The following is a 16473-nucleotide window of genomic DNA, read 5'->3' on the forward strand; positions in this document are numbered from 1 at the left end:
TGATAATCATTCTCATAAAATCGTTGACTTTAAGATTTTAAGTTGTTATAGTTTTTCCAGCATCAGTGAGAATCATTTTCATATATATAGGGGGTTAATAGATGTTTTCCGTTATAAAAAAACAAAGATTTACTTTAACTGTATCCGCTGCTTTACTCGCCTTGACTGTCATTGTATCAGGTTGTGGTCAAGCAGGATCCAATAATAGTAATGCAGCAAGTCCAGCTGAATCTAATGCAGCAAATTCGGGAGCAGAACATAAAGTAACCCACTCTATGGGAGAAACTACAATTACAGGAACACCAAAGCGTGTAGTCGTACTAACAAATGAAGGAACAGAAGCTTTGTTGGCCCTTGGCGTGAAACCAGTAGGAGCTGTTAAATCGTGGACAGGAGATCCATGGTATGAACACATCGCAGCTGATATGGAAGGTGTAACTGTCGTTGGTGAAGAAAGCCAGCCAAACCTAGAACTCATTGCCAGTCTTAAGCCTGATCTAATCATCGGAAATAAATTGCGTCAGGAAAAAGTATACGACCAGCTAAAAGCCATTGCACCAACCGTATTCTCCGAAACGCTTCGTGGCGCATGGCAAACAAACTTCTTGCTCTATGCTGATGCTTTAGGCAAAACAACCGAAGGCGAGAAATTAATAGCCGACTATGATAACCGAACTGCAGATTTCAAAGCAAAAGCAGGCGATAAGCTGAATCAGAAAGTATCTGTCGTTCGTTTCATGGCAGGAAAGACACGCATTTATCTCGATGATACCTTCACAGGGATCGCCTTCTCCAAGCTAGGGATCACTCGTCCTGACAATCAGAAGTATACCGATACATTCGTTGAAGAAATTACTAAAGAGCGTCTTCCAGAAGTAGATGCAGACATGTTGTTCTACTTCACTTACGACACTGGTGACGGCAAAGGGACCGAGATGGAGCAAGAAATGCTGAAGGATCCACTCTGGCAAAGTCTTAATGTTGTTAAGAACAATAAAGCCATCAGAGTAAGCGATGCAATCTGGAATACATCTGGCGGCGTCATCGCAGCTAACCTTATGCTTGATGAGCTTTACAAGATTTATGATATAAAATAAACAGCACGAAAAGAGATGGTACTGGAAATTTCCTGTACCATCTCTTTTTTATGGTTAAAAATAACCAACAAACTTCCTCTACTACAGCAATATATCTAAATTAAAGAGGGGTATTATTTATTTCTATTATAGCTCTCAAGCAGGGCCTCTAATGAAATGCCATTAACTGTGAAGCCTGAAAGATTACAATCTCTTATATCTACATTCGAAAGATCACACGCTACAAAGGATGTGCCGTTCAGCTGGCATCGTTCAAACTTATTGCCTTTGCCATACAAGTGAATATCATGGAAATAAGCTTCCCCTAATTCACTATTGCTAACCTCGATTTCCCACAGTCCCACTTCATTAAATTTAACAAGATGCATATTAATATCATTAAAAGAAGTACTGCTCATATTAATATTGTCAAACTTGGTACCCGCCATATTTACATTAGAAAAGTTCGTCTTAGGCATATCAATATCATCAAATTCACTTTCGCCCATGGCCACACGACGAAAGTTGGTTTCAGGCATTCTTTCATCCTGAAAGACTCTTTTCTTAAATTCATCCTGTAATTTGTTATCACTTAGATTGTTATTCACTGTACTCAACATCTCCCTTTTTAAGATCGTTCTTGATCTGCGGAGTCTACTCTCGACAGCTTCAATAGATAGATCAAGGAAATCAGCGATTTCCCTAACCTTGTAGTTGTCGATATAGAATAGAATGGTGACTATACGGTTAGCTTCTGATAAGGTGTTTAATGCCTTCCACACATCTTGCTGGAGTTCCTTTCGGAGGAGCTTGAATGCATCCATATCACCAATACACACCTTATTTACCAGTTCTGCATCCGTACAGATCACTCTTCTCCTCCTTCAAATCAAACTCATAACATAGACGGAAAAGGAGTTCAAAAACCGTCTATATGCCTGCAAATAATCTTTTTAATAAAGAGAGGTCGATTAGGATTCTGTACTACTGACTTGCCGATACAGCTCTCGACTCTTATAACCAGCCCTTAAAATCATCTTCATTTCCTCTTTACGCTTAGCTCTTGTTACCTCTTGTTTGGCACTATAGACATATCGAGCCCAGTCTTTGCGGTACCCCTGGGTAAGTGATTGATAGATTGCAAGAAGCTCCGGTGTATCTTTCAGATCTTCTTCCACATTTGGAATGAAAGAAATATAATTATCCACAGATTGACTTGGTGTATTGGAAAGCTGACCTTTACCCTTAGCGTCCTCTTTTAACCCCACAACTGTAAAGACATCGTCTAATCCAACCATGCGTGCAAATTTAATATCGCTTGCCCCAACGTAGCCATTCTCATCACTGCCCAAACCCTCTAGTAAGTCGTCACGATGAATAAAGGTCGAATACACTTTGTTTCCCTTTTTAGGATACGCCACAAAGAGATAGCCATTCTTATGAAGATGCTGATGTTCTATCACACGGTTCACCAGTTCTTGTAAGGACGACATATCTAGTACAAAGGCAAATATAAGATCATACACCCCATTTAGCGAAGTATCATAATCCGTCAATTCCGCTAAATAATCGGAGCCTTCTGGTTTATTCAATATCGCTACTTGGTTGTATTTTTGTAAGTTCAGCTTTTCTACGATTGTTTTAGTCACTATGCTTCATCCCCCAAATGTATTCGGATGCTTCTTCATCGTGATCATTATAGCCTAATCGCTATCTAATCTAAAACATTCTGCGCGCCGTCACAAAACGCTTCTTCCACTTCTCACTCAGGGCTTCATAATGGACGCCTTGCTCCTTAGAATACGTATGCAATATCTGATTATTTCCCGCATACATGGCAACATGACCAATGTCGAGACCACGCGCACTAAAGAACAGCAGATCCCCTTTACGCAATTCGCTGATCGCAACTTCCTTCCCTTCTTTGGCTTGATTATAAGAGGCGCGTGGCAGATCCACTGACAACACATTCTCAAATAAATGCCCTACGAAAGAAGAACAGTCAAAGGTAGACGTCTGGTTCGTTGCTGCACCAAATTCATAAGGGGTTCCCAGATACTTCTCTCCGTAAGCAAGCAACGCGCTTCCCTGCTTCTCAGCGAGCGACTCACTAGTATAATCGCTATATTTGGGTTTAGCAGATATGTATCCCGTCTTGTTATCTTGCGTTCGCACTTCTAACCAGAAGGCATCCACTTCCCTAACGACATGTACTTTTTCGCCTACAGACAACATTTGCTGCACACCTGATTGATCCGATGAATTTGGCGAACTGCGCAGGTTAACTCCATAACGAATCGTCGTATCGTAATTCATCGCTGAATAGATGCGGACGGTCCGAGTGCTAGCATCCCACTTCACGGTGCTACCTAGAGACTCGCTGACAAAACGCAGCGGCATCATCGTATTACCACCGACAACCTGACCCGGGACGGTTACGCTTAAGGCTTGTCCATTTTTGTTCGCGGTTAAATCTCCTATTTGATAGGTCAGTACCAGATTTCCCTTAGTGGCCTTAACTGTTTTGGTATCGTTGTTCCATGAGATCTTTGCTCCCTGTTCTTCAAACAGCTTGCGCATGGGAACAAGCGTTGTACCGTTTATGAGCAAGGGCTGAACCTCTAATTGAAGCTGCCGATCATCCAGAAAAACACCGGTAACCTGATTCTGAGACGTTACCGCCGCATGGGCTGGAGCTGTATAGAGTATAGATGTAAGTAGTACAAGTAGTGTGGCTTTCTTATGCATCCTCATGATGTCATCACCTCGTTAATTGATACGTTCATATATTATTACTAAAATTAGGGTAATTAGTTTTGTTACAATTATTGGGTTAGCGTCTAACTACAGCCTAAACCATGTAAAAAAGAGGACTGTGTTCACCTTTCGGTGCCACAGCCCTCTTTTTAATCCACTTCAAAAATAGAATCAATGATGATCGGAAGATTATCTCTTACAGAAACAGCGCCCAATACCGAACGAGCATGACTGCCCTTGTCCCCGAACACCTCCAGCATTAAATCAGAACAGCCATTGAGCACTTTATGATGCTCTTCGAATAAGGGATCTGCATTCACAAATCCTTGAATTTTGACCACTCTTTTCACATTATCCAAGGAGCCTAAAGCTGACTCAAGGACGGCAAGAATCTCAATCCCTGTCTGACGTGCAAAATGGTAGCCTTCTTCGGTGGTGAACTCTTGTCCCAGCTTTCCTTTGGGATGCCCGGCGGGTCCTTTTCCCGATACAAAACATAATCCATTAACAATGACGTAGTTAGCATACTTTGCCGCCGGTTCACTAGCACTAGGCAAGACAATGCCTAATGCCTCAAGCCTGTTCGCTATGATTCGATCTGTCACCTCAGTCTTCTCCTCCAATCACTATAACTTCAATAAATTGGTAAGATCATACCGATTATTCTAGATGGGGTCAATACTATTTTGCTTCAACCTCTGCTTCCCATCTCGCGATCTCAGCTCGAACAATTGGCGCTACTTCAGTACCTAATAACTCAATGGCTCTCATTACATCCTTATGAGGCATCGTACCTAGCGGTACATGCAGCATAAAGCGTGTAATCCCTACGTGTTTGCGTAGGTGAATAATCTTCTCAGCAACAGTATCTGGATCTCCTACATACAAGGCACCTTCAAATCTACGAGCCGCATCATAGCTCGCCCGACTGTAATGACCCCAGCCACGCTCCCGCCCAATCACGTTCATGCTGGCCTGTGTGGAAGGAAAGAACATATCGGCCGCAAGCTGATTATCCTCTGCAATAAAGCCGTGTGAGTGTGAGGCAACTGGAAGCTTCGACACATCATGTCCTGCTTGGACCGCCGCTTTCTTATAGAGCTTCACCAGTGGAGCAAACTGCAGCGGACTGCCTCCGATAATCGCGAGCACAAGCGGTAGCCCGAGCAGGCCTGCACGAATCACAGATTCCGTATTGCCTCCACTGCCAATCCATACGGGCAAAGGGTTCTGAACAGGGCGCGGATAAATCCCCAGATTATTAATGGCAGGACGGTGATTTCCACTCCAGGATACTTTTTCAGAAGCCGTTATTTTTAATAACAGGTCAAGCTTCTCATCGAATAACTCATCGTAGTCATTTAAATCATATCCAAAGAGCGGAAAGGATTCGATGAAAGAACCCCGGCCTGCCATGATTTCTGCCCGTCCATTTGAGATTCCATCGAGTGTTGCAAAATCCTGAAATACACGTACTGGATCAGCAGAGGACAGTACGGTTACCGCACTGGTCAGCCGAATTCGTGTCGTCTGTGAGGCAGCCGCAGCCAGCAAAACTGCCGGAGAAGATGCAGCATAATCCTTTCGATGATGCTCCCCCACACCGAATACATCTAAGCCCACCTTATCTGCAAGAACAATCTCCTCTACTACCTCGCGCAATCGCTGCGCATGACTTATTAACTCACCCGTTTGAACATCTGGTGTTGTTTCTACGAACGTACTGATCCCTATTTCCACTTACGATTCCCCCTTAACTATAATTTTCTCCTATAGGTGTTTGTTTGATTATAACACAAGTTACGTTCAAGCATAGCTAGGCAATAATGCCTAGCTCCACCTTGACCAAAGACTCATTCTTAAAATTTGCAGAACATCTCTGACAAATAGAGGATTTTGATGAAATATGTTGAAATGATCTAAAACAAGTAGCTCTAATGCCTGATATAGGAGGGACATATGCTTCAAAGAAACAAACACAAAAATTCCATATCAAAACAAACCTTCAATCCTGTTCGGGGTTCCTTAAAAATCGCCGTAATATATTTTATTGTTGGGTGCTTATGGATCCCTTTAACAGATAAGGCCGTTTCCACTTTTACGCGAGATCCGGAGTGGATAAGACTTATTAATATATTTAAAGGCTGGTTCTTTATTCTCATAACAGCTTTGCTTATCTTTGCACTAATTCTAGGTACTCTCAAACGGATTAAAAGGATCGAAAAGAAACTGGATCTTGCCTATAGGGATAGGGTAAGCGCCCACGAAAATCTCGAAGCCGCCTATGAGGAAATCACAGCTACGGAAGAAGAACTCAGACAGCAATATGATCAGCTCATTGAGAATCAAGAGAAGCTAGCCTTGAATGAAGAAAGGATGCATTACCTGGCGTACCATGATCTATTAACCGGCTTGCCCAACAAATTAGCTTTTTATGAGAACGGGCCTCACATTTTGGAACTGAATAATATGGCAGCCTTAATGTTTATCGACATTGATTATTTCAAATATGTAAATGATACGATGGGCCATGAATTTGGTGACCGGCTAATTGTTAAGGTTAGTGAGAGATTAGTGTCCCTGGTTGGGAGTAGTGGGGAAGTGTATCGTTTCGCCGGGGATGAATTCATCGTTCTTTTATATTCTATTGAGAACAGTCAGTGCATAACTACCGTAGCCTCCCACATTATTGCCGGTTTTAAAGATGCGATTGAGATGGATGACAGTCTGCTGCATGTTAGCCTAAGCATCGGAATCAGTACTCACCCCGAACATGGAAATAATATTATGGAACTGCTTAAATGCGCAGACATCGCTATGTATAAAGCCAAAGACGCCGGCAAGGGCCAAATTATCGTCTTTGATCAACCGCTCAATGATACCTTTACGGAGCGAATGAACATTGAGAAGCAGTTATATAATGCTTTAGAGAATGATGAGCTGGAAGTATTCTATCAACCCCAGATTGATCTGACTCAGAACAGGGTAACGGGACTAGAGGCTCTTATGCGCTGGAACAACCCTAAACTAGGAAAGGTCCCTCCGGATAAGTTTATCAAGATAGCAGAAGATTCCCATCTCATCATTCCTCTCGGAGCGTGGGTGCTCAGAACAGCCTGTGCCTTTTTGAAAAGTCTTCATGAGCAAGGATTATCACATCTGACGATGTCTGTTAATATTTCAATGCTGCAGCTACTGCAAAGCGACTTCAATGAGTTAGTTCTAGACACCTTGCAAGCCTCTGGGCTAGACCCTGAATACTTAGAGCTAGAGATCACAGAGAGTGTTCTGGTTGAATCCTACGAATATGTGAGCAGTAAACTGACTGAACTCAGAGCTCACAACATCAAAATTGCATTGGACGACTTTGGAACCGGTTATTCCTCCTTAAGTTATCTTACTCATATGCCGATCTCGACATTGAAAATAGACAAGTCCTTCATTGATTCCATTCGAACAGGGACACATCAGGCCGTTCTCGTTGAACAAATTATTATGATTGGTAAACGCATGAATATGTGTGTTATTGCAGAAGGTGTGGAGCGTACTGTACAACTTGATTACCTACAAGAGCAAGGCTGCGATAAAATCCAAGGTTACTTGTTCAGTAAGCCACAGGCCGCACAGAGTGTAAAAGAACTGCTAACCGAGTGGGAGAAGGTTTCGAGTTTAAACGAATAAAGATGAACCTATTTTTATATATAAGAAGGTGTTGCCGAATTGAATGCCATGACATGGATTGACTTATCATTATTCTTCGTTCTGTTCGTTCTATTCATCTACATATTTATTTCCGTATCAATCACTAACTTACATAAGGTGTACTTGACTTTTCATTTCACTATGATGTTATGGCCCTTCTGTCAATTCGCTCTCAAAACTACAGCTGATCCCGATGTTCAATTGTTTTATGTGAAGCTCGCTTTTATTGATTCGATACTGTTAACGATTGGATGGCTTCTTTTTACGATATTTCTCACTGGGAAATCACATCTCCTCCGAAAAAAGAAAACGCTGATCCTATACATTGTCGCAGCATTCATCTTAATAGGAGTGATCGTCAATCCAAAGCAAAGCTTTGTACTCCCTATGCATGGGGGATATGTTGAAAGATCTTATGGTCCGCTTTTTTGGCTGTTTATTCTCTTCTTGATCACCACAATTATTATCTCTCTGTATATCATCTATTCAGCGCTTATATCGAACGCCACACAGCGGATCAAAAAACAGGTTACTCATGTACTCAAAGGTGTGCTAGTGCTGACTGTATTTGTACTACTAGATGTCTTTCTTAATGTCGTGCTATTTAAATCTCAGCCGGTGATTCCAGGAATGACCTCTCTAGGGATATTGATCTCTGCCATCTTTTTCGTCATTGCCATCCATCGTGATAAAATATTTGATCTCGTAACTATCGCCCATCAGGATATCATTGATACACTCACACTAGGAATTCTTGTACTGGATGACAATGAAACTGTGGTAGAAATCAATCGATCACTTTCGCCAAAAATCAATCTACAGATCGGTGATCGCTTCGACTTATCCACGCTCACACCCATGGAAGAGACCGCCAACGCTTTCCGTTTGTTCCAACATACATATCTTATACAGCCCATGGAGAGAACCGAAGTCGAAGTATTCTACACCACGCTGAGCGCATACATCAACATTACAGCGGCGCCAATTGTCGTAGGAGAAATCATGGTTGGACGAATTCTCACTTTTCAGGATAGAAGCGAGCTGCATCGCCTCATGGCTGAGACTAATCAGCAGAACGAGGTCCTGCAAGAGCGTAATCTGGCATTAATTGAAATCCAGAATGAGCTTTCTCAAACCAACCTAAAACTCAAGCAGATGGCCATAACCGACAGCTTAACAGGTTGTTATAACCGTCATTACTTAACACAGCACTTAGAGCATGAGATCATAGAAAATATGATATTGAAGCAGCCTTTTGCCATCATTCTGCTGGATATCGATTTTTTCAAAACGGTGAATGACAATTACGGTCATTTAGTCGGCGATGTCGTAATTTGTAGAACGGTAGAGGTCATTAAGCAATCCCTGAGGGAGACGGATATTCTTGCCCGTTATGGGGGAGAAGAGTTTATCGTCTATTTACCAAACACGAGCCATACACAAGCTAACCGCTGGGCAGAGCATATCAAATTCATGATAGAGGCCAATAAAGTACATGTGGATGAGGTTGCTCATTCTGTATCGGTCACTGTAAGCATGGGGCTACTGTCCATTAATAATTTTGCAGAGCAGTATACAGAAAGCCCGACAAATCAACTAAATGATTTATTCGAATCTGTGGACAAAGCCTTATATCAAGCCAAAAATGCAGGACGAAACCAGATTGTTGAGATCATAAGATAATGCGCCTTCGAAATATTAGCTCAAGTATAAACGCCTTCGGCGTCCTTATAAGGACGGTAAGCGTTTAAGCGGAAATATAAGACATGAAGTATAGGTGCAAAACTACCTTCTTATATTTCAAAAAAAAGAATCAGCCCTACTTCTATCGAAGGTAAGCTGATTCTTTCTTTTTATATCTTTTTAACAAATTCGGATTTTAATTTCATAGCTCCAAACCCATCAATTTTGCAATCAATATCATGATCTCCGTCCACTAAACGGATGTTTTTAACTTTGGTGCCTATCTTCAGAACGGATGAGCTTCCTTTTACCTTAAGGTCTTTAATTACAGTTACTGAGTCGCCGTCGTTTAACACATTGCCATTGGCATCTTTGATAACCTTTTGATCTTCACTATTCTCAGACTCTGACTCTAATGTCCACTCATGTGCACATTCCGGGCAAATTAATAGACTTCCATCTTCATAAGTGTACTCAGAATTACATTTCGGGCAGTTCGGTAAATTAGACATTGTTTTATTTTCTCCAATCGTAGTTCAAATTCTAGTATCTTGCGGCTGGACTTTAAAAGTATATTTCATATTCAGTAAGGATTCCACTATATCCAAACAATGATTTTGTTCCACACTTCCTATTTTCCACTTATAAAATAAACTACTAAATATTATCTTGTATATATTTTCACAATTGACTATGATAATAATGTCAAATTTTCATGTAAATACATAGGAGAGTGAGTAATGATTAGTCAAAGAAGTGTCGCATTTTCCATTATATTGTCATTAATTACATGCGGAATATATGGAATATTTTGGTTTATCGTTCTGACAAATGACGTAGGAAAGCTGAGTGGAGACTACACATTCACAGGAGGGAAGCATTTCCTTCTAACATTGATTACTTGCGGGATATGGAGCCTGGTTTGGGCCTACCAGATCGGTAAACATGTTGCAGAAGCTCAAAGACAACGCGGCTATCTCGTATCTGATAATTCAGCTCTGTACGTGATCCTCACAATCTTTAGTTTTGGTATTGTCACATACGCTTTGGTGCAATCTGATGTTAATAAATTGGTATAATTTTAAGAGGACACACCCTAAACTATCTTGGAGTGTGTCCTTAAGTCTCCTTGGCTTACTGTATTTCACTGTATGGATGCCCTTAACCAATATGGGTATACCTTGTCTATTTCATGAATGGACTGGACTTTATTGTCCGGGATGTGGAATCACAAGAGTTATTCTATCCTTGCTAAAGTTCGACTTCGTTCAGGCGTTTAGATTTAACCCGTTGCTATTTATTCTAGCACCTCTGTATATACTGTACTTGATTACTGAAAAGAAGCGTATTCAACCACTTAGCCGTGAAATTATGGCTGTGATGTTGATCTTGACTGTTACATTTGGAGTACTGAGGAATTTCCCAATGTTTGATTACTTGGCCCCAACAGTAATTCGTTAGCAACAACTATGGTTGCATAATAGCTTGAATTCGCACAATCGCCTGGGCCCGGTCAACCACCTCTAATTTGCTATAAAGATTGCTAATATAGTTACGCGCCGTCCCCTCCGCAATATGTAGTGTATCAGCGATTTCGCGGTTGTTCAGTCCCCGGATAATGAGCTGCGCCAGCTCCTCTTCCCGTTCTGTCAGACTCACACGATCTACATTGGATCTTTGCCAATGTTCGTACTCCTCCGTCAATCTATTCATCCTCGTCGCTAATTTAGCTGCTACCGGGGCTGGCAGGATAAATTGTCCTGATATCGTATCACGGATCGAGCCAATCATTTTGTCTGCATCCATATCTTTCAGCATATAACCGCTTGCTCCGAATGCCATTCCCTCAACAATATAATCGGTCTCTATAAAAGTGGTCAAAATCAGAATGAAAATCTCCGGACGAATCTTCTTGATTCGTTTTAGTGCACTAATCCCATTCATAATCGGCATTTGAACATCAAGCAGTACCAGATCGGGCTGGAATGCTTCCACCATCTCGCAAGCCTCTTCTCCGTTTTTGGCGGCGCCGACCACCTCCATATCATCCTCCAGATCGAGAATGGTTCGAAGTCCTTCACGCGTCAACAATTGATCATCGGCAATTACAATCTTTATCTTACTCATTTTCTATTCTCAACCCTTCGCATTGGCAGATCAATTTCCAGTAGACAGCCCTCATTCATTTCTGAATCGATGGATAGGCTGCCTCCCAGTTGCTCAACCCGTTCTTTCATCGTCCTAAGTCCAAAACCCATCACTATATGACTATCTCCTAACCCACGATCTTTGAGCCTAAACTGCAAATTCGCTCCGACAGACTCCAGACTAAAATGGAACTCCGTACTCTTCCCGTGTCGGATTCCATTCGTTAGGCCCTCCTGCAAAGCATGATAGATGGCCTTTTTATAGGCTGTTGACATGGCCTCCGGCAGATCATAAATAATGGCATGGACGACAACGCCTGCATTACGCTCTGTATCACGAATCAGTTGCTTCAACATGACCGCGAGATCCGAATACTTGTCCTCCTTCAGCATGTGGACAGAGCCGCGGATTTCATTCAAGCTATGCCGAACAAGATCCTGTGCCTCAACCAATCGCTGAACGCCACTATCAATATCTTTCTTCTGGAGCAGGCGCTTCCCAGCCTCAATTTGAAGAATCGTCGAAGTGAGTGTATGCCCAACAATGTCATGAATCTCCTGAGCGATGCGATTTCGTTCCTCATAGACCGTAGCTTCAGCCAAAGCCGCAGATGTCTCACGCATCGAACGTTCCAGGCTACGGGTTCTTTCTGTGACTTGATCCTCTAGATTTTTCTTAAGATATTGAATTCCCGAATACAGCTTGGCATTGGCAATAGAGATGGCGCATTGAGAGCCAAGCAGCTTGAGCACATCAAGCCTACTCGGTGTAAATACACCTGGTGATAGGTTATTCTCCAAATAGAGCAAGCAAACCAACTTATTCTGATTCATAATAGGAAGACAAAGAACCGATTTCAGTCTATGACTCCTAACGTAAGCGTTACGCGCAAATATTCCCTCACTGAGCGCATCATGTAATACAACCTGCTCCTGTGTTCTTGCCGCATAAGCTATAATCGCTGCCGGAACAAGATCTGACTCTTCCCCAAGAGGAACAGATTCGATATGCAAGGCTTCCGATGTCCCGTAAGCCTCAACCATCCATTTGCCATCATGATCAAAAATAACTGCCCCATATTCGGCCCCAGCATTGTGGAGCATAATCCGCATCAGCGTAGCCAATAATCGACTCATCTCCATCTCGCCCGATAAAGCTTGTGCAGACATCACCACAGAAAGGGAATCGACTCGATCGAGCCCGGGCTCCCGTTTAATGTGCAGCAAATGGCTGTGCTGCTGCTCAAGGTCAGCCGCTTTAGCCTTTGCGCCCCATTGCAGATAAGCCTCGTAGGCCTCAGTCATATAGATTCTTGCTAGATGCAATTTACCATGGCGAAGCCCATATTTGCCGTAGCACTCGGCCGCCATCGCTAAATCGTGAATATGGCCGTTGATACGAGCAGTCTCAATAGACTGCTCATACAATGCTTCAGCTTGTCGTGGATCTCGCGATAGCCGAGTCAGCTCAGCCTTCATCAACAGATATTTATGCTCATAATTTACCGGACAACGCGTAGCAAGCTTTTTCATTTTCTTCAGGCAACTACGCATTTTTGCCCGATATATACGTTGCTCTTCAGCGTTATATTCTTCATACAACTGAGCCCAGACTAAACATTCATACATAATCTGCATGGCACTGTCTAAGCCATCTTCACGTGATTTTATAATGGCAGCTGATTTCGCTAATGCCTCACTGGCTTCGCGGTACTCCCCAAAAACATATCCTATTAAATATTGGTATATCCAGACCATTTCTTGTATAAAATCAAAGCTATCTCCATGAACCGACTGTGCAAAATCAGGTTCGCTGATCTCAGCGATGTTAAATGGATCATCTACAGAGCGATAACCTGTCAATCGAACTAGAGTAGCCACAGCTATGATAGCCTGTTTACAATGAAGACTGTTGTTATGGCGCAGCAAATCTCCGGAATGAGTAATTAACCGATCATAGATATCGCCTAACGGATGACCAAATTGCAAAAGGGAGGCACAGTTGATTAGCACACTCTGATTACCCTTCCATAAGTCACCTGATTCCAGTCCCACTTTACCTGCTTTCTCGGTAAACGTACTTAGCATAGCCGGATCATAATGCCGCCAGCTATCGTAGCATATTGCGAACGCGGCTAAGGTTGTCATATGCATTTTCGGATAGGGTTCCGATAAGCTGTAAGCCAGCATAGCCCATTTAAATGTTTCTTCATCGTTACGGAAGTAATAGTATTGAAACATTGCATAGCCTATAAATCCAATGGAAGCCTCCGGAGTCATCCCATAATCGAGCGTTAATTCAATCATGGTGAAGGAACTAGCCAGCCACCCTTCGCGATTGACATAGAAGCAGGCATTGCTCGAATGATCTAAAGTGGACATTGCGATTCTACGTGCTTCATCGGTCATTGGAGGTAAAAGATTAAGCGATTCGAGTGAGACCTTCTGTAATCTGTGCCGCAATCGTAACCATTGAAGTGTCAACTGAACATAACCAGGATCAAATTGATGCTTCACTTTCAGTAACGATAATGTATGCTGACCTAATGAGATAACCTCTTCGTGGTTATCGTTACTTGCTTCCAACTGCACCTTCATCGCATAGATGTAAGCCTTATCCATATTTGTCGTAGCTTTATCAATTAACAGATGGAACAATTCATTAGCCGTGTCAAAATGGGAACATAAGTATTCGAGCTCCGCCCTCTCCCGAAATACCCGGAAGGTTAGCCCATATTGCCCCTCCCAGCTCTGCTCCTCTAGTAACGCTGTTGCCTGAAGCATATATTGTAAGGCTGTCTCATGTGCGGTTGTTTCCTTCGCTTTTATCCCTGCCTGTAAGTTCAGCTCTACCAGTTGAAGCCTCTGTTCAGGGCGATCTATCCATGTAAGCACCTGATTGAAATGATGGACAGCTTCAAATAGAATTGTTCCTTCACTAAGAGGGCTGCGGGCTAGCAATAGCATGCCAATCCTCCAATGCAGCTCAGAACGCTCCTCTTCGGAAATAAGAGCATACGCCGCCTGATGAATGCGGTTGTGCTGGAACTTATAATGCAAATAATCCTCCCCGCTAACGGGCTGTAGTAAGCGCCCCTGCACAGCAACTGCCAACGCTTCGATCAATGCCTCAATCGGAACTTCAGTAATTTCAGCAAGTGTACACAAATCAAATAAGCTGCCTATGAACGCGGCTCTGCTCAGTGCATATACCGTCTGATCGGGAAATTGCTGTAATTTACTTGAAAGATATGCTGCTGCATTATCGGGAACATTCAATTCAGTAATGCGCTGAAGGTCCCATTTCCAGCTTCGAAGATTCTCGTCAAATTCCACTCGCTGATCATCAATCAAATCCTGAAGGAATTGCTTAATAAATAATGGATTCCCATCTGTCTTATGCAGAAGTACCTGCGCCAGCTCGTCCAAATCAGCGGCCTCGTAACGCATAACATCCAGTAGCAGTTGTTTTAAATCGGTTAGTTCAAGCGCTTGTAGAGAAATTCTACTCATCACTACGTTGCGGTCTATCAAATGCTTTTCCAGCCTACTGAGTGGGTGCAGCCTCGTAATTTCCCGATCACGATAGGAAAGAACGATCAGCAGATGACTCGTGGCCGTGTCCTCTATAAGCGAAGTGAGATATTGAAGCGATGTTTCATCCGCCCATTGCAGATTGTCCAATATCAAGATCAAAGGATGATCCTCATGAGGAAAGAGTTGAATAAATCGGCTCATGATTAATTGAAATCGATGCTGAGCTTCCAGCGGCGGCAACGGAGGTACGGAAGGTTGGGGGCCAATCAAGAGCTCAAGCTTAGGGACAAGTTCAATCAGCAATTGCCCGTAAGTATCCACTGCTTGTAAAATACGCAGCTTCCAAACCTCCACCTGCAGCTTCGTTTCCATCAACAGTTGACTGACCAATTCTTCTATAACTTGATGCCAGATGCCATAAGGGAGTGAGGTATGTAGAGACTCGAATTTGCCTCTGGCGAAAAAGCCATCCGAAGAAATCGAATTTCTAAGCGTTTCTTTTAGAAAGGTTGTTTTGCCGATACCACTCTCGCCACTAAGCCAGACCGTCTTTACAGCACCTTGTGATGCTCGTTTCAGCGCTTCTCGTAAGCTAAGTTTCTCAAAATGTCTTCCGTAGAATCTTTCCGGTACCATCCAGCGTTCCGGAATATCCCAGCCTCCTAACAGGAAGGGCTCAATGTACCCGTATTGTTGTAGGTGGGATAGACATTCCTCAAGATCTGACTTGATTCCAAAGGCGCTGGCATATCTCGCATCAGGCATTTTCTCCATGCATTTTCCAACAATGTCAGAGACAGATAGAGGGATAGTGGGGAACCTGCGATGTAAAGGCTCAGGTGTATCTGCAAGATGACGATATACAATATCAACCACATCATGAAGCTCAAAGGGGCGGCTGCCTGAGAGACATTCATACATAATGACTCCAAGCGAATAAAAGTCAGAACGATAGTCCGGGTTCAACCCAGTTCGACCCGTTTGTTCTGGAGATATATAAGGAAGTAAGGCATCCGGACGCCCGCTTAATGGTGACAATGGACTGATCCCATTTTCAGTGGAGCACATTCGTATATCAATAAATTTCACTTCAAATGTAATAGGATTGACGATTAGATGAGCGGGGGTTAGTTCATTTAGTGTTATTTTTTCACGATGAATTTGCATAAGGCAATCAGCAACAGCGATGGCGATCCGAAGCAGCACGGGAAGCTCCAGTGAATCAGGTGTACGCAGTATCTGATCCAGCGTACTCCCCTCTATATCTTTTAGGAGAAGGACTGGCCGATCCGGCGTGATTTCAAGACTATACGCCTCGATTGCTCCACGACCGCTAAGTCGCTTAAGCATGTCATACTCATAACGAAAAGCATCGACCATAGAAGACCCTGGGTACTCGCCTGTAGTTGTCTTGGCGATGACCCTAAGGCCATCTTCTTGACGTCGGAGTCTGTACAGCCTGATATCTGAGGTAGTCTCTATCAGATCTAAAGTTTGGTATCCTGACAACTCAAACATGAACAGCACTCCCTAGTTACAATTAGGTAGACAGAATACGCAATATCGCAAAG

13 protein-coding genes are annotated in these 16473 nt (G+C 42.9%); 5 read left to right on the top strand and 8 right to left on the bottom strand.

Going from position 1 to position 16473, the window contains the following annotated elements:
* Nucleotides 1-101 precede the first annotated feature (101 nt).
* Entirely contained in the window at nt 102-1097 is a 996-nt protein-coding gene (locus UQ64_RS25370; RefSeq protein ID WP_060626146.1) for an ABC transporter substrate-binding protein, read from the top strand.
* 113 nt (nt 1098-1210) lie between these two features.
* On the opposite strand, the gene UQ64_RS25375 is transcribed toward UQ64_RS25370, so the two are convergent.
* The 5 genes from UQ64_RS25375 to UQ64_RS25395 all read right to left on the bottom strand — a co-directional run bounded on the left by UQ64_RS25375 (nt 1211) and on the right by UQ64_RS25395 (nt 5573).
* The gene (locus UQ64_RS25375; RefSeq protein ID WP_060626147.1) at nt 1211-1948 is read right to left on the bottom strand and encodes a pentapeptide repeat-containing protein; all 738 of its coding nucleotides are present in this window, start codon (nt 1946-1948) and stop codon (nt 1211-1213) included.
* 99 nt (nt 1949-2047) lie between these two features.
* Nucleotides 2048-2728: a YdeI/OmpD-associated family protein gene (locus tag UQ64_RS25380; RefSeq protein ID WP_245238248.1), complete on the bottom strand. Its 681-nt coding sequence runs from the start codon at nt 2726-2728 to the stop codon at nt 2048-2050.
* A 67-nt stretch (nt 2729-2795) separates the two neighbouring features.
* On the bottom strand, nt 2796-3830 hold the full coding sequence (locus UQ64_RS25385) for a C40 family peptidase (RefSeq protein ID WP_060626149.1): 1035 nt from the start codon (nt 3828-3830) through the stop codon (nt 2796-2798).
* 152 nt (nt 3831-3982) lie between these two features.
* Entirely contained in the window at nt 3983-4438 is a 456-nt protein-coding gene (locus tag UQ64_RS25390) for a RidA family protein (RefSeq protein ID WP_245238226.1), read from the bottom strand.
* Nucleotides 4439-4514: 76 nt separating this feature from the next.
* Nucleotides 4515-5573: an LLM class flavin-dependent oxidoreductase gene (locus UQ64_RS25395; RefSeq protein ID WP_060626150.1), complete on the bottom strand. Its 1059-nt coding sequence runs from the start codon at nt 5571-5573 to the stop codon at nt 4515-4517.
* Nucleotides 5574-5792: 219 nt separating this feature from the next.
* Here UQ64_RS25395 and UQ64_RS25400 point away from each other — a divergent pair, with 219 nt between their 5' ends.
* Entirely contained in the window at nt 5793-7514 is a 1722-nt protein-coding gene (locus UQ64_RS25400; protein WP_060626151.1) for a putative bifunctional diguanylate cyclase/phosphodiesterase, read from the top strand.
* A gap of 48 nt (nt 7515-7562) precedes the next feature.
* On the top strand, nt 7563-9218 hold the full coding sequence (locus UQ64_RS25405) for a histidine kinase N-terminal 7TM domain-containing diguanylate cyclase (protein ID WP_060626384.1): 1656 nt from the start codon (nt 7563-7565) through the stop codon (nt 9216-9218).
* Between the two features lie 170 nt (nt 9219-9388).
* On the opposite strand, the gene UQ64_RS25410 is transcribed toward UQ64_RS25405, so the two are convergent.
* Nucleotides 9389-9730: a zinc ribbon domain-containing protein YjdM gene (locus UQ64_RS25410; RefSeq protein WP_060626152.1), complete on the bottom strand. Its 342-nt coding sequence runs from the start codon at nt 9728-9730 to the stop codon at nt 9389-9391.
* 228 nt (nt 9731-9958) lie between these two features.
* Here UQ64_RS25410 and UQ64_RS25415 point away from each other — a divergent pair, with 228 nt between their 5' ends.
* Together UQ64_RS25415 and UQ64_RS25420 are read left to right on the top strand one after the other, a co-directional pair.
* Nucleotides 9959-10297 (top strand): DUF4234 domain-containing protein, encoded by a 339-nt coding sequence (locus UQ64_RS25415; protein WP_052404459.1) that lies wholly within the window; start codon nt 9959-9961, stop codon nt 10295-10297.
* A 91-nt stretch (nt 10298-10388) separates the two neighbouring features.
* Nucleotides 10389-10679 carry a DUF2752 domain-containing protein gene (locus tag UQ64_RS25420; RefSeq protein WP_245238228.1) on the top strand — a complete coding sequence of 97 codons (291 nt, stop codon included), beginning with the start codon at nt 10389-10391 and terminating at the stop codon, nt 10677-10679.
* Between the two features lie 6 nt (nt 10680-10685).
* On the opposite strand, the gene UQ64_RS25425 is transcribed toward UQ64_RS25420, so the two are convergent.
* Both UQ64_RS25425 and UQ64_RS25430 read right to left on the bottom strand, forming a co-directional pair.
* Complete coding sequence (locus UQ64_RS25425) at nt 10686-11345, bottom strand: response regulator transcription factor (RefSeq protein WP_060626154.1); 660 nt, start codon at nt 11343-11345, stop codon at nt 10686-10688.
* The gene (locus UQ64_RS25430) at nt 11342-16420 is read right to left on the bottom strand and encodes an AAA family ATPase (protein ID WP_060626155.1); all 5079 of its coding nucleotides are present in this window, start codon (nt 16418-16420) and stop codon (nt 11342-11344) included. Before UQ64_RS25430 ends, UQ64_RS25425 begins: the two co-directional genes overlap by 4 nt.
* Nucleotides 16421-16473 lie beyond the last annotated feature (53 nt).

Origin of the sequence: Paenibacillus etheri, from assembly GCF_001012825.1 — a bacterium.
GTDB lineage: Bacteria > Bacillota > Bacilli > Paenibacillales > Paenibacillaceae > Paenibacillus_AQ > Paenibacillus_AQ etheri.

Coding starts and splice junctions, on each gene's coding strand:
- UQ64_RS25420 (WP_245238228.1), top strand. CDS start 10,389: ATGGGTATACCTTGTCTATTTCATGAATGGACTGGACTTTATTGTCCG.
- UQ64_RS25400 (WP_060626151.1), top strand. CDS start 5,793: ATGCTTCAAAGAAACAAACACAAAAATTCCATATCAAAACAAACCTTC.
- UQ64_RS25410 (WP_060626152.1), bottom strand. CDS start 9,730: ATGTCTAATTTACCGAACTGCCCGAAATGTAATTCTGAGTACACTTAT.
- UQ64_RS25425 (WP_060626154.1), bottom strand. CDS start 11,345: ATGAGTAAGATAAAGATTGTAATTGCCGATGATCAATTGTTGACGCGT.
- UQ64_RS25405 (WP_060626384.1), top strand. CDS start 7,563: ATGACATGGATTGACTTATCATTATTCTTCGTTCTGTTCGTTCTATTC.
- UQ64_RS25415 (WP_052404459.1), top strand. CDS start 9,959: ATGATTAGTCAAAGAAGTGTCGCATTTTCCATTATATTGTCATTAATT.
- UQ64_RS25385 (WP_060626149.1), bottom strand. CDS start 3,830: ATGAGGATGCATAAGAAAGCCACACTACTTGTACTACTTACATCTATA.
- UQ64_RS25430 (WP_060626155.1), bottom strand. CDS start 16,420: ATGTTTGAGTTGTCAGGATACCAAACTTTAGATCTGATAGAGACTACC.
- UQ64_RS25370 (WP_060626146.1), top strand. CDS start 102: ATGTTTTCCGTTATAAAAAAACAAAGATTTACTTTAACTGTATCCGCT.